Raw genomic sequence first — 12,538 nt, forward strand, 5'->3', positions numbered from 1 at the left:
CCAGATGAGCTTCGGCGGGCAGATGAGCCAACCATGAAGGTGGAAGGTCGTTGCTATTGCGGCACCATCGAATACGAAACGCAGGTGCTGCCTGGCACCACGACGGTCTGCCACGGCGCCGACTGCCGAGCCCAATCCGGCGCTGCCTTCCGGGCCAGCATTGCCGCACTGGCAGCGGGGTTCCGGCGGGCCAAGGGCACTTTGGCGAAGTCTGCGAGAGTGCGCTGTATGCCTGTGCTCTGAAGAATCCCCAGTCCTGTTCATTTCGGATCGGCACGGTGCGGCAACGGCAGGAACGCGTCACCCCGCAGCGCCAGATTTGGGGCCGCCGTAGCTCGCGCAGATCGGTGATGCTGCGGTTTTAGGCCAGAGCTGCCATCCCGAACATCAACCGGCCGTACTCGGCGCCCGCATTCCACTCAGCGTGGGCAATGTGGCGCGCATCGCATCCAGAAACCGCCGCAGCCGCGCCGGATAGAACCGGGCATGCGGATACACCAGGTACACCGGCAGCGGCGCCGCCTGCCACGCGGGCGCCAGGTGCCGCAGGCGGCCCTGGCGCAGGTCGGCCTCCACCGCCCAGGCGGAGGCCACTGCCGCGCCCAGGCCCGCCAGCGCCGCGCTGCGCAGGGCATAGAGGCTGTCGGTGCCCATGCGCGGGTGGATGGCGAAGCGCTCCACTACGCCGTCGGGCATACGGGTGAGGGACACCTCGCGCTGGTAGTAGGTGCGCAGGGCCAGCCAGGGCAGGTCGCGCAGCGCGCTCGCGTGCTCGGGCACGGCGCCGCCCGGCAGCAGCTGAGGCGCCGCGACGACGATGCGCGGCACCTCGGCCAGGTGGATGGCGACCACCGAGGGGTCGTCCACCGCCCCGACCTGCACCGCGCAGTCGATGCCCTCGGCGATGAAGTCGGGCCGGCGGTCGTGCAGCAGCCACTCGACCGACACCTCGGGATACTGCCGCAGGTAGTCCACCAACGGCGCGATGAGCTGCTCCTGCCCGAAGGCATGCGGCACCAGCACGCGCAGCGTGCCGCGCGGGGCATCGTGCGCGCCGCGCAGGTCGGCCTCCATCGCGCGCCAGTCGTCCAGCAGCGCCTTGGCATGCGCGAAGCAGCGCTCGCCGTCTTCGGTGAGCTTCATGACATGGGTGGAGCGCTGCAGCAGCCTGAGCCCCAGCGACCGCTCCAGCGCCTGCAGACGCCGGCTCACCGTGGGTTGTGTGGTGCCCAACTGCTGCGCGGCGGCCGACAGGTTGCCGGCCTCGACGATGCGCACGAAGGTCTGCATCAGTTCGATGCGGTCCACGCCGGCAAGGGGTGTGGCGGCAGATGGGGTGGCGGCTCGCTTCATGCGCCAAGCGTATAGCAGATCTGCGCCGCAGCCCACTACCCAGACGGGGTTGCATCGCACACACTCCGCCCCATCGCTTTTCATTCAAGGGTCTTCCCCATGTCTTCCATTCCCAACGCGCATGCAGCCCCCGGTGGTGGTTCCACGGGCGTGCCGGCTCCGCTGTTATTGCTGCTGGCCACGGCCGCGGGCTTGAGCGTGGCCTCGCTCTACTACAGCCAGCCCATGCTGGGCGTGCTGGGCGCGGACATCCACGCCGGCGACCGGGCGGTGGGCCTGGTGCCCACGCTCACGCAACTGGGCTATGCGCTGGGCATCCTGCTGCTGGCCCCGCTGGGCGACCGCTACGACCGCCGCCGCATCATCCTGGCCAAGGCGGCGGTCCTGGCCCTGGCCCTGCTGCTGAGCGGCTTCGCGCCGGGCATCGGCTGGCTGCTGGCCGCCAGCCTGGCTGTGGGGCTGTCCGCCACGCTGGCCCAGGACGTGGTGCCGGCCGCGGCCACCCTGGCGCCCGTGGCGCACCGCGGCAAGGTGGTGGGCACGGTGATGACCGGGCTGCTGCTGGGCATCTTGCTGTCGCGCGTGGTGAGCGGTTTCGTGGCCGAGCATTTCGGCTGGCGCGCGGTGTACGTGGCGGCGGCGGGCGCCATCGCGCTCGTGGGCGTGGCCGCATGGCGTGGCCTGCCGAAGTTCGAGCCCACGACCACGCTGCCCTACCGCGCGCTGATCGGTTCGATGGTGGCGCTTTGGCGCCGCCACGGGGCGCTGCGCCGCGCGGCCTGGGCGCAGGGGCTGCTGTCGATGGGGTTCAGCGCGTTCTGGTCCACGCTGGCGGTGATGCTGCACGGCTCGTTCCACCTGGGCAGCGCGGCGGCCGGGGCCTTCGGGCTGGCGGGGGCGGCGGGCGCCCTGGCCGCGCCACTGGCCGGCCGCATCGCCGACCGCAGCGGCCCGGAGCGGGTGACGCGGCTCGGCGCCGGGCTGGCCGTGATCTCGTTCGCCGCCATGGGCCTGGCCCACTGGCTGCCGCCGCAAGCCCAGCTGGGGCTGATCGTGGCGAGCGCCATCGGGTTCGACTTCGGGGTGCAGGCCACACTGGTGGCGCACCAGACCATCGTGTACGGCATCGAGCCCGCCGCCCGCAGCCGCTTGAACGCGCTGCTGTTCACCGGCATGTTCGTGGGCATGTCGGCCGGTGCGGCGCTGGGCAGCCTGGCGCTGGCGCAATGGGGCTGGCTGGGGGTGGTGGTGCTGGCCACCGCCGCCTCGGCTGCGGCCCTGGCCGTGCGGTGCCTGCCGGGCCGCGGGGCCGCCACCGCCGCAGCGATCTGAGCGTGTGGAGCGCGGTGCTCAGGCGGCGGCGGGGTCCGCGCCCGCCAGCACCGGGCCGAAGCTGCGGTCCCACAGCGGCGCCACCTGGGCCTTGCCGTCGAGCACGCCCAGTTGCAGGAAAGCATCGGCCACGGACTGGTGGCCCTGCACCACGGCATCGGTTACGGGGCGAAGTTCGTAGTCGGTGCTGCGGTTGTTCCACAGCTCGATCAGATCGCCCACCGGCACCCGGGTTTCGGCCGCCTGGGCCCGCGCGTAGTCCAGGTAGTTGCCATTGGCCCACAGGTAGGCGCGGCGCAGCCGCTGCAGGTAGTCGGCCAATGCCGCATGGCGCAGCGGATCGGCCACCGCGCGCGGGTTGGCGTAGAGCGGAAAGTTGCCAGAGAGGTACCCCACCCCGGTCTTGAGCACCCGAGCCCCATAGCGCAGCCGGGCGATCTGGCCGTTGTAGCCGTAGATGGCCCAGGCATCCAGGTCGCCCCGGTCGAAGGCCGACAGGCCATCGGACGGCGTGAGGCTGACCGGCGTGATGTCCGCGAACGACAGGCCCGCTTCGGCCAACTGGCGGCTCAAAAAATAGTGCGATGTGGTGGCCCGCACGTAGCCCACGCGCTTGCCTTTCAAATCAGCGATGTGCTGGATGGGCGCGTCCTTGCGTGCCAGCGTGACCTGGTTGTTGAGGTCCTCGCGCGTCACGGCCACGAAGCGCACCTGGGCCTTCTGCCGCGCCGCGAACAGCGCGGGAATCTCGCTGCCCGACCCCAGGTCCAGCGCATCGCCGTTGATGGCCTCGATGTGCAGCACGCCGTTGTTCAACTCGCGCCACTCGATGCGGTAAGGCGTGTTGGCCAGGCCGGCCGCGCTGATCAGTGGGCGCCACAGGCCCTTGTAGGTGCCGATGCGCAAGGTGACGCCGGACAGGTCGGGCCCCGCGGCCGATGGCCGCGCCAGGGCCGGCAGGCCCAGCGCGGCGGCGGCGCCGGCGGCCAGCGAGCGTTGCAGCAGCGCGCGGCGCTGCGGGGACGGGGGATGGGTGGCGGTGTCGGGGCGCATGGCGGGTTCTCGCTTCGGGCGGTTGGATCGAAGGCCCGAGCGTGCGGCCGACGGGCGCCACCGCCAACGATGGATCCGTAGCAAGCTCATGCGGAAAAGCCGCGCCGGCCCCTGGGGTGCGCCTCATGCCGAAACCGCATGTGTTCACGCGCTTTTCTTCGTTGGTGGGGGCGCCGCACGCTCCTAAGGTGGGCGCAGTCCCATCCCTCGTTCCCGACCGAAAGCCCATCCCACGATGTCTGCCGTTCTCTCGCTCCCGACCGCCGCGCTGCAGCGCCGCCCCGATCCCCAGCGCAAGGACTGGTTCGACGCGCCGCCGCCGCGCCCCACGGTCGAGGCCGAGCGCCGCCACCGGCAGGAGCAGCTCGCGGTGGCGTTTCGCCTGTTCGCGCGGCATGGCTTCGACCACGGGCTGGCGGGCCACATCACGGCGCGCGATCCCGAGTGGCACGACCACTTCTGGGTGAACCCGCTGGGCCTGCATTTCTCGCGCATCCGCGTGTCGGACCTGCTGCTGGTGAACGCGCGCGGCGAGATCGCCATCGGCGAGGGGCCGCTCAACCGCGCGGCGTTCGCCATCCACGCCGCGCTGCACGAGGCGCGGCCCGACATCGTGGCCGCCGCGCACACGCACTCCACGTACGGCAAGGCATGGTCCACGCTGGGGCGCACGCTCGATCCGCTGTCGCAGGACGCCTGCATCTTCTACGAAGACCATGCGCTGTTCGACGACTTCACGGGCGTGGTGTGGGAGACGGACGAGGGCTTTCGCATCAGCGAGGCGCTGGGCGCGCGCAAGGCGGTCATCCTGAAGAACCACGGCATCCTCACGGCCGGGCCCAGCGTGGAGTCGGCCGCGTGGTGGTACATCGCGCTGGAAAACGCCTGCCACACCCAGTTGCTGGCCGAGGCCGCCGGCACGCCGCAGCCGATCCGGCACGAGGTGGCGCGCCACACCCATGGGCAGATCGGCGGGCCGGGCGGGGCGCATTTCACGTTCAAGAGCCTGTTCGAGACCGTGGTGCGCGAAGACCCCGGGGTGCTGCAGTGAACGCACCGCTCACCGCCGGCCAGCGGGCCCGCACGCTGGCCGCCGAGTTCGGCGCGCGCGCGGCGGCGCACGACCGCGAGGCCAGTTTTCCGCACCAGAACTTCGCCGATCTGCAGCAGGCCGGGCTGCTGGCGCTGGCCGCGCCCCGGTCCCTGGGCGGGCAGGGCGCGAGTGCCGTGCAACTGGGCGAGGTGATCGGCGCGGTGGCGCAAGGCTGCCCCGCCACGGCCCTGGTGCTGACGATGCAGTACATCCAGCACCGCGGCATGGGCCGGCCGGGCAATGCCTGGCCGGTGGAACGGGCCCGCCAGCTGGTGCACGAAGCGGTGCAGGGCGTGTCGCTCATCAACGCGCTGCGGGTGGAGCCCGAGCTGGGCTCGCCCGCGCGCGGCGGGCTGCCGGCCACCGTGGCGCGGCGCACGGCAGAGGGCTGGCGGCTCAGCGGGCACAAGGTGTACAGCACCGGCGCGCCGGCGCTGCGCTGGTACGTGGTGTGGGCGCGCACGGACGATGCCGAACCGCGCACGGGCTCCTTCCTCGTGCGGGCCGGCCAGCCCGGTGTGCGCATCGAGCCCACATGGGACCACCTGGGCCTGCGGGCCAGCGGCAGCCACGATGTGCTGTTCGATGAGGTGGCGGTGCCTGCCGACCACGTGCTGGAGCTGCGGCTGCCCAAGGACTGGGCGCGCGGCGAGCCCGCCATGCAGGCCGAGATGGCGGTGATGCTGGGCTCGCTCTACACCGGTGTGGCCCGCGCGGCGCGCCACTGGCTGGTGGGTTTTCTGCAGGACCGCAAGCCCGCCAGCCTGGGCGCGCCGTTGGCCACGCTGGCGCGCGCGCAGGAGGCCGTGGGCCGCATCGAAGGCCTGCTGTTCACCAACGACCGGCTTATCGCCGGGCTGGCCGCCGCGCTCGACACCGGCGCTCCGCTGCCCTCCGAGGAGAGCGGGCTGGTCAAGGCCACCACCACCCACAACGCCATCGAAGCGGTGCAGTCGGCCCTGGCGCTGACCAGCAACCACGGCCTGGCGCGCAAAAACCCGCTGGAGCGCCACCTGCGCGACGTGCTGTGCGGCCGCGTGCACACCCCGCAGGACGACAGCGTGTATCTCGCCGCCGGGCGCCGCGCGCTGGGGCTGTGATCGCTGGCGCGCGGGGCGCGTTGGCGCCGCCTCCTTCCTTTTCCTCTGCCTTTTTTCTTCCCTTTCAGAACACGGAGCTTCCATGGCCTTGCAACGGCGACATTTCCACCGCTTCATGACGGCCTCGGTGGCCGCAGCGTCCTTTCTCTCGCCCGTGCTGGGGCACGCGCAGCAGCGGATCGCACTGCGCGCGGGCGACCAGAAGGGCGGGCTGCGCGCGCTGCTGGAGGCGGCGGGCGAGTTGAAGGGCCTGCCCTACGACATCCAGTGGAGCGAGTTCCCGGCCGCCGCCCCGCTGGCCGAGGCGCTGAACGCGAACGCAGTGGACTTCGGCCCCATCGGCGACGCGCCGCTGCTCTTCACCCTGGCGGCCGGCAGCCAGGTGCGGGCATTCGCCGCCAACCGCTCCGACCCGTACGGCACGGCGGTGCTGGTGCGGCCCGACTCACCCTTGAAGACGGCGGCCGACCTCAAGGGCAAGCGCATCGCCACCAACCGCGGCTCCATCGGCCACTTCGTCACGCTCAAGGCGCTGGAGTCCGCGGGCCTGAAGGGTGCGGACGCCGACGTGCGGTTCATCCCGCCGGCCGACTCCAAGCTCGCGCTCACCCAGGGCTCGGTCGATGCCTGGGCCACCTGGGAGCCCTACACGGCGCTGGCCGAGACGAGCGGGCATGCGCGCGTGCTGGTCAACGGGCGGGGTTTGTCGAGCGGGCTCAGCTTTCTCGCGGCCACGCAGGGGGCGCTGGATACCAAACGCGAGGCCCTGCACGACTTCAAGGAGCGCGTGGAGCGCGCGCAACTCTGGTCGTACCGTAACGCCCGGCCGTTCGCTGAATCGCTGTCGCGCATCATCGGCATCCCGGTGGAGGCGGCGCAACTGCAGTTCGAGCGCCGCGCGACGAAATGGGTGGACATCGACGCCGCGGTGGTGGCCGACCAGCAGCGCACGGCCGACTTCTACCTGGCCGCAGGGCTGCTGCGCCAGCGGCTGGATGTGCGGCAGACTTTCGATACGGGGTTCAACCGGGGCCAGGCGTGAGCCGGGGCCTTGGCTGGAGTTTTGGATGAAATATGCCTCCAGCACAATATCCACTAGGGCATATTGCTATAAAATAAATAGCAATTGAATCCACCCGGTGCCGGGCGGGCGTGGGTCGAGGCCCGCTGCGATCCACCACCCGGCCATCCCGAACGGCCCGAAACCCCAGCGCGGGAAAAGATCGTTTTGCCACGACTTCGGCGCGGCTACATAACCGCAATGTCTTAGCACCCAATTTCAGGGTCGTTGGCGTTTGGGGTGCAAGCCCGTACATTCCCGCATCCGCATTTTTCCTTTTCAGCGCCGCCGCGGCCTGCGGGCCCCGGTGGCGCCATGGCATTTTCATGATCGATTTACGGGGTATCACCCAGATTTACCAGGGCTCGCAGGGGCCGGTGGAGGCGCTGCGCGGCATCGACCTGCACATCACGCCGGGCGAAGTGTTCGGCATCATCGGGCGCAGCGGCGCGGGCAAGAGCTCGCTGGTGCGCGTCATCAACCTGCTGAACCGGCCCACCCGGGGCGAGGTGATCGTGGCGGGGCGCGACCTGACCCGGCTCAATGATGCGCAACTGCGCGAGGCGCGGCGCGAGATCGGCATGGTGTTCCAGCATTTCAACCTGCTGTCCTCACGCACGGTGTTCGAGAACGCGGCCCTGCCGCTGGAGCTGGCCGGCATGGACAAGGCCGCCATCCGCGGCCGGGTCGATCCGCTGCTGGAGATGGTGGGCCTGTCGGCCCTGCGCGACCGCTATCCGGCGCAGATCAGCGGCGGGCAAAAGCAGCGCGTGGGTATCGCCCGGGCACTGGCCAGCCGGCCCAAGGTGCTGCTGTCGGACGAGGCCACCTCGGCGCTCGACCCGGAAACGACCCGCTCCATCCTCGCGCTGCTGCGCCAGGTGAACCAGGAGCTGGGCCTGACGGTGGTGCTCATCACCCACCAGATGCAGGTCATCAAGCAGGTGGCCGACCGCGTGGCCGTGATCGATGCCGGCCGCATCGTGGAGCAGGGCCCGGTGCTGGACGTGTTCACCCGGCCCCAGCAGCCCATCACCAAAAGCCTGATCGACGAGATCGTGCCGCAGGAACTGCCCGCCAGCGTGCTGGACCACGTGCGCCACCTGGCGTCGCAGCTGCGGGCTGCGGGCCAGGGCGGCGTGGGCCAGTTGCTGCGCCTGTCGTATGCCGGCGAGCGCGCCTACCAGCCCATCCTGTCGCGCCTGATCCGCGAGCACGGGCTGGACCTGTCGATCCTGCACGGGCAGATCGACGAGATCCAGGGCCAGACCTTCGGCTCGCTCGCGGTGTATGCCAGCGGCGACGCCGCGCGGCTGGCCACGGCGATCGCGCAATTGCGTGCCGAAGGGGTGGTGGTGCAGGAAGTGCAAGCGAGCGAAGAGAGCGGGGCCTGAGATGTTCGAGAATTTTTCGGAAATGATGCTGGAGCTGTTTGCCACCTCGCTGTGGGAGACGGTCATCATGGTAGGCATCTCGGGCGTGGTCGGCGCGCTGCTGGGCATCCCGCTGGGCGTGTTCCTGCGGCTGACCGACCGCGGCGGCGTGCTGGAAAACGGCCCGCTGAACAAGACAGTGGGCTGGATCGTGAACGCCGTGCGCTCCACGCCGTTCATCATCCTGCTGGTGGCGATCATCCCGTTCACGCGGCTCATCACCGGCTCGTCCATCGGCACGGCCGCGGCCGTGGTGCCGCTGACGCTGGCTGCGGCGCCGTTCGTGGCGCGGCTGGTGGAAGCCTCGCTGCGCGAGGTGGACAACGGCTTGATCGAGGCGGCCCAGGCCATGGGCGCCACCACCGGGCAGATCGTCTGGAAGGTGCTGCTGCCCGAGGCGCTGCCCGGCATCGTCGCGGGCCTGACCATCACCTTCGTCAGCCTGACGGGCTACTCAGCCATGGCCGGCGCGATCGGCGGCGGCGGCCTGGGCGACCTGGGCATCCGCTACGGCTACCAGCGTTTCCTGCCCGACGTGATGCTGGCGGTGGTGGTGGTGCTGATCTTCTTCGTGCAGGCTGTGCAGAGCCTGGGCGACTGGGCGGTGCGCCGGCTGAGCCACCGCTGAGCGGCCTGCAGGGAGGGCGCGCGGGCCGGATCACGTGGTCCGGCGGCCGCCCGCATCAAGGGCTGGACCCAGGGTCTGCCGGCACCCGGTAGTGGTAGCGGTAGGTGTCGGTGAACCCCAGCGCGCTGTACAGCCGCCGGGCCGTGGCGTTCTCGCCGCGCACCTGCAGGTAGGCCGACTCCGCGCCGCCCGTGCGGCCCCATTGCATCAGCGCCTGGACCAGCGCTCTGCCATGGCCCTGGCCGCGGTGCGCGGGCGCCACCACGATGTCGAACAAGCCGACGGCCCCGCGCTCGCGCACGCCCAGGCCGAAGCCCACGGCGCGGCCGTGCTGGCGCACGGTGGCGAAGGCGCAGGGCAGGGCGATCGACTGCACCATGGCATGGTGCGTGGCGTGGTGTGCCGCTGCCACGCCGTTGGCGGCGGCGAACCCGTCCAGCCATTCGGCCGTCGGCGCCTGCGCGATTTCCACCGAGGGCTGCAGCGGCGCGCCCTCCGGCAGTGGCGCCTGCATGACCCACGTGGGCTCGAAAAGCGCATAGCCCGCGTCCTGCAGCGACTGTTCGGCACTGGCGCTCACCAGCGGCGAGATCCGGAACACGGGCCGCAGGCCCTGGCTGGCGTAGAGCGCTTGCGCCGCCTCGCGCACGCCGTCGAACGGCATTCCGGGCTCCAGCGCATTGACCGAATTGGCCCGCTTGGTGAAACCGCCGGACAGGCGGAACACCCAGCCCTGGTGGAAAACGGTCTGGCGGGCGGGCCAGGCATTGAAAGCGCGTTCTTCCAGCGCACGCACGGTGGGCAAGTCGAAATCCGGAGCAGAGGTGGGATGGGAGGGCATGCAGGATTTATAGCAGCGCCATCTGCCCTTGTTTTTATGTCCACCCGTAGTAAGGAAATGAAAACGTATTCTTATGGGTTTTATAAGGCAAACCCTAAGATGCGGACATCTCTTCTCAAAAGGTGTTTTTCGTGAACAAGCGTTTCCTGCTGCAATCGACCCTCGCCCTGGCCCTGGCCGCCGGCTTCCAGACCGGCGCTCTGGCCCAGGACAAGCCGCTGAAGATCGGCGTCACCGCCGGCCCGCACGCGCAGATCTTCGAGCAGGTCAAGAAGGTCGCTGAAAGGGACGGCCTCAAGCTCCAGATCGTCGAGTTCAGCGACTACGTGCAGCCCAATGCGGCGCTGGCTTCCGGCGACCTGGATGCCAACAGCTACCAGCACAAGCCCTACCTGGACGCGCAGGTCAAGGACCGTGGCTACAAGCTCGTGTCGGCGGGCTACACGGTCAACTTCCCGATCGGCCTGTATTCCAAGAAGGTCAAGAAGCTCGAAGACCTGAAGGAAGGCGCTAAGTTCGGCATTCCCAACGACCCGACCAACGGCGGCCGCGTGCTGCTGGTGCTGCAGGACAAGGGCCTCATCAAGCTCAAGGAAGGGGCCGGCCTGAAGGCCACGCCGCTGGACGTCGTCGCCAACCCCAAGAAGCTGAAGTTCGTCGAACTCGATGCCGCGCAACTGGCCCGCTCGCTGGACGATCTGGACGCCGCAGCGGTCAACACCAACTTCGCGCTGTCCGCCGGCCTGAACCCCGCCAAGGACGCCATCGCGCAGGAAAGCGCCAAGAGCCCCTACGTCAACCTGATCGCCGTGCGCGAGGCCGACAAGGACAAGCCCTGGGTCGCCAAGCTCGTGAAGGCCTACCAGTCGGAAGAAATCCGCCAGTACATCCAGACGGAATTCAAGGGCGCCGTGCTGCCGGGCTTCTGATCGGCCCGCGTTCGATCAAGCCGCCAGCGCCTTCCCGGTGCTGGCGGCTTTTTTCATGGGTGCGGGGCGCCGAGGTGGGCCGTCAACGAGTCAACGGGCTGCTTAGATGTTTTTCGATGGAGAAACCGATTTTTTATTCGTTGGATTCGCGCCGGAGCGGTTCTACATTGGCTTGGACGGCCAGGCCCCACCAAACGGACGGCTGCAGCCACCCATTCACACAGGTCCAAAGGAACGATCCATGTCCACCGCTGTGCAAGACACCGAACTGCCCCCCGCACTGCAAGCCGCCCACAACGACGCCCAGGCCTCGGGCCTGGCCCACGCCGGCGGCGTGCCGCCCACGGTCGCGTGGGACCTGTTCACCTCGGGCCAGGCCCTGCTGGTGGATGTCCGGTCGGGCGAGGAGCGCAAGTTCGTCGGCCATGTGCCGGGTAGCCTGCACGTGGCCTGGGCCACGGGCACGGCGCTCACCCGCAACCCCCGCTTCGTGCGCGAACTGGAGGCCGCCATCGCCAAGGCGGCCACGCGCGATGCCCCCGTGCTGCTGCTGTGCCGCAGCGGCAAGCGCTCGGTGCTGGCAGCCGAGGCTGCGGCCAAGGCGGGCCTGCAGAATGTCTTCAATGTGACCGAGGGCTTCGAAGGCGAGATCGACGATCGCCAGCAACGCGGCGCGTCGGATGGCTGGCGCCATCACCGCCTGCCCTGGGTGCAGGACTGATGGCGGCCTCGCGGCCCCACCAGCGGCCCGCTGCGGGCCGCCATTTTTTCATCCCAGGCAGGAGGCCTTGATGGCTGTCTTCGAGATCGATCACATCGTGCAGTCGCTGCACGCCGTCCGCCACGAATGGCGCGATTCCCAAAAGCGCTCCCAGGAACCCGGCGGGCGCGAATTTCCGTCGCGCGATGCGCTGGCACAGGCGCTGGAGCAGCTGAAGGGCGCGCTCTTTCCCATGCGTCTGGGGCCGCACGACCTGCGCCAGGAAAGCGAGGACTGGTACGTGGGCCACACGCTCGACCTGGCGCTGCACACCTTGCTGGCGCAGATCCGGCTGGAGCTGCGCTACGTCGCGCGCCAGCAGGGCACGGGCGACGGCACGGCCATCGAGCCGCAGGCGCTGGAGGCCGCGCAGGCGTTCGCCGCATCGCTGCCGGACATTCGCCGCCTGCTGGACAGCGATGTGCTCGCCGCCTACCAGGGCGACCCCGCCGCGCGCAGCGTGGACGAGGTGCTGCTGTGCTATCCGGGCGTGCTGGCCATGATCCACCACCGCATCGCGCACCGCCTCTACACGCTGGGCCTGCCGCTGCTGGCGCGCATCGTGGCCGAACTGGCGCACGGCCAGACCGGCATCGACATCCATCCGGGCGCGCAGATCGGCGCGGGTTTTTTCATCGACCACGGCACGGGCGTCGTGATCGGCGAGACGGCGGTGATTGGCGAGCGCGTGCGCCTGTACCAGGCCGTCACGCTGGGCGCCAAGCGCTTTCCCACGGATGCCGACGGGACTCTGCAAAAAGGTTTGCCGCGCCATCCGATCGTGGAGGACGACGTGGTCATCTATGCGGGCGCGACCGTGCTGGGCCGGGTCACTCTGGGGCGTGGGGCAGTCATCGGCGGCAACGTGTGGGTCACCCACGATGTGCCGCCGGGCGGCAACGTCACGCAGGCGGTGTCGCGAGAAGGGTAGGTGCGGCGCAGCGCCCGAAAACAGG

The 12,538-nt window shown here is 69.9% G+C and carries 13 protein-coding genes; 10 read left to right on the forward strand and 3 right to left on the reverse strand.

All coding sequences use genetic code 11. The annotated features are described in order from the left end of the window. Window positions 1-33 precede the first annotated feature (33 nt). Window positions 34-243, forward strand: a complete 210-nt coding sequence (locus AVTE2539_RS26365; RefSeq protein ID WP_502868941.1) for a GFA family protein — start codon at window positions 34-36, stop codon at window positions 241-243. A 144-nt stretch (window positions 244-387) separates the two neighbouring features. On the opposite strand, the gene AVTE2539_RS18520 is transcribed toward AVTE2539_RS26365, so the two are convergent. Further along, window positions 388-1,353 (reverse strand): LysR family transcriptional regulator, encoded by a 966-nt coding sequence (locus AVTE2539_RS18520; RefSeq protein ID WP_284412858.1) that lies wholly within the window; start codon window positions 1,351-1,353, stop codon window positions 388-390. Window positions 1,354-1,452: 99 nt separating this feature from the next. Here AVTE2539_RS18520 and AVTE2539_RS18525 point away from each other — a divergent pair, with 99 nt between their 5' ends. After that, window positions 1,453-2,685: an MFS transporter gene (locus tag AVTE2539_RS18525; protein WP_284412860.1), complete on the forward strand. Its 1,233-nt coding sequence runs from the start codon at window positions 1,453-1,455 to the stop codon at window positions 2,683-2,685. Window positions 2,686-2,703: 18 nt separating this feature from the next. Here the strand turns inward: AVTE2539_RS18525 and AVTE2539_RS18530 are convergent, their stop codons facing one another. Next, the gene (locus AVTE2539_RS18530; protein WP_284412862.1) at window positions 2,704-3,738 is read right to left on the reverse strand and encodes an ABC transporter substrate-binding protein; all 1,035 of its coding nucleotides are present in this window, start codon (window positions 3,736-3,738) and stop codon (window positions 2,704-2,706) included. A 235-nt stretch (window positions 3,739-3,973) separates the two neighbouring features. On the opposite strand from AVTE2539_RS18530, the gene AVTE2539_RS18535 reads away from it, so the two are divergent. The 5 genes from AVTE2539_RS18535 to AVTE2539_RS18555 all read left to right on the forward strand — a co-directional run bounded on the left by AVTE2539_RS18535 (window position 3,974) and on the right by AVTE2539_RS18555 (window position 9,052). Further along, a complete protein-coding gene (locus tag AVTE2539_RS18535; protein ID WP_284412864.1) occupies window positions 3,974-4,789 on the forward strand; it encodes a class II aldolase/adducin family protein in 816 nt (271 codons plus the stop codon). Then, window positions 4,786-5,931 (forward strand): acyl-CoA dehydrogenase family protein, encoded by a 1,146-nt coding sequence (locus AVTE2539_RS18540; RefSeq protein WP_284412866.1) that lies wholly within the window; start codon window positions 4,786-4,788, stop codon window positions 5,929-5,931. The genes AVTE2539_RS18535 and AVTE2539_RS18540 overlap by 4 nt, the downstream gene beginning before the upstream one ends. Before the next feature lie 82 nt (window positions 5,932-6,013). Continuing rightward, window positions 6,014-6,973: an ABC transporter substrate-binding protein gene (locus tag AVTE2539_RS18545; RefSeq protein WP_284412869.1), complete on the forward strand. Its 960-nt coding sequence runs from the start codon at window positions 6,014-6,016 to the stop codon at window positions 6,971-6,973. A 344-nt stretch (window positions 6,974-7,317) separates the two neighbouring features. Continuing rightward, the gene (locus tag AVTE2539_RS18550; RefSeq protein WP_284412871.1) at window positions 7,318-8,385 is read left to right on the forward strand and encodes a methionine ABC transporter ATP-binding protein; all 1,068 of its coding nucleotides are present in this window, start codon (window positions 7,318-7,320) and stop codon (window positions 8,383-8,385) included. A gap of 1 nt (window position 8,386) precedes the next feature. Further along, window positions 8,387-9,052, forward strand: a complete 666-nt coding sequence (locus tag AVTE2539_RS18555) for a methionine ABC transporter permease (protein WP_272547794.1) — start codon at window positions 8,387-8,389, stop codon at window positions 9,050-9,052. 55 nt (window positions 9,053-9,107) lie between these two features. On the opposite strand, the gene AVTE2539_RS18560 is transcribed toward AVTE2539_RS18555, so the two are convergent. Next, window positions 9,108-9,893: a GNAT family N-acetyltransferase gene (locus tag AVTE2539_RS18560; protein ID WP_284412873.1), complete on the reverse strand. Its 786-nt coding sequence runs from the start codon at window positions 9,891-9,893 to the stop codon at window positions 9,108-9,110. Between the two features lie 131 nt (window positions 9,894-10,024). Here AVTE2539_RS18560 and AVTE2539_RS18565 point away from each other — a divergent pair, with 131 nt between their 5' ends. The 3 genes from AVTE2539_RS18565 (at window position 10,025) to epsC (ending at window position 12,513) form a co-directional block, all read left to right on the forward strand. Next, a complete protein-coding gene (locus tag AVTE2539_RS18565; RefSeq protein WP_284412875.1) occupies window positions 10,025-10,822 on the forward strand; it encodes a MetQ/NlpA family ABC transporter substrate-binding protein in 798 nt (265 codons plus the stop codon). 241 nt (window positions 10,823-11,063) lie between these two features. Beyond that, the gene (locus AVTE2539_RS18570; protein ID WP_284412877.1) at window positions 11,064-11,543 is read left to right on the forward strand and encodes a rhodanese-like domain-containing protein; all 480 of its coding nucleotides are present in this window, start codon (window positions 11,064-11,066) and stop codon (window positions 11,541-11,543) included. 70 nt (window positions 11,544-11,613) lie between these two features. After that, window positions 11,614-12,513: a serine O-acetyltransferase EpsC gene (epsC, locus tag AVTE2539_RS18575; RefSeq protein ID WP_284412879.1), complete on the forward strand. Its 900-nt coding sequence runs from the start codon at window positions 11,614-11,616 to the stop codon at window positions 12,511-12,513. Window positions 12,514-12,538: the final 25 nt, after the last annotated feature.

This window comes from Acidovorax sp. SUPP2539 (assembly GCF_030158975.1).
Lineage (GTDB): Bacteria > Pseudomonadota > Gammaproteobacteria > Burkholderiales > Burkholderiaceae_C > Paracidovorax.

Excerpts from the sequence above, each read along its gene's own strand:
- AVTE2539_RS26365 (WP_502868941.1), top strand. The coding sequence starts at position 34 with ATGAAGGTGGAAGGTCGTTGCTATTGCGGCACCATCGAATACGAAACG.
- AVTE2539_RS18520 (WP_284412858.1), bottom strand. The coding sequence starts at position 1,353 with ATGAAGCGAGCCGCCACCCCATCTGCCGCCACACCCCTTGCCGGCGTG.
- AVTE2539_RS18525 (WP_284412860.1), top strand. The coding sequence starts at position 1,453 with ATGTCTTCCATTCCCAACGCGCATGCAGCCCCCGGTGGTGGTTCCACG.
- AVTE2539_RS18530 (WP_284412862.1), bottom strand. The coding sequence starts at position 3,738 with ATGCGCCCCGACACCGCCACCCATCCCCCGTCCCCGCAGCGCCGCGCG.
- AVTE2539_RS18535 (WP_284412864.1), top strand. The coding sequence starts at position 3,974 with ATGTCTGCCGTTCTCTCGCTCCCGACCGCCGCGCTGCAGCGCCGCCCC.
- AVTE2539_RS18545 (WP_284412869.1), top strand. The coding sequence starts at position 6,014 with ATGGCCTTGCAACGGCGACATTTCCACCGCTTCATGACGGCCTCGGTG.
- AVTE2539_RS18550 (WP_284412871.1), top strand. The coding sequence starts at position 7,318 with ATGATCGATTTACGGGGTATCACCCAGATTTACCAGGGCTCGCAGGGG.
- AVTE2539_RS18555 (WP_272547794.1), top strand. The coding sequence starts at position 8,387 with ATGTTCGAGAATTTTTCGGAAATGATGCTGGAGCTGTTTGCCACCTCG.
- AVTE2539_RS18560 (WP_284412873.1), bottom strand. The coding sequence starts at position 9,893 with ATGCCCTCCCATCCCACCTCTGCTCCGGATTTCGACTTGCCCACCGTG.
- AVTE2539_RS18570 (WP_284412877.1), top strand. The coding sequence starts at position 11,064 with ATGTCCACCGCTGTGCAAGACACCGAACTGCCCCCCGCACTGCAAGCC.
- epsC (WP_284412879.1), top strand. The coding sequence starts at position 11,614 with ATGGCTGTCTTCGAGATCGATCACATCGTGCAGTCGCTGCACGCCGTC.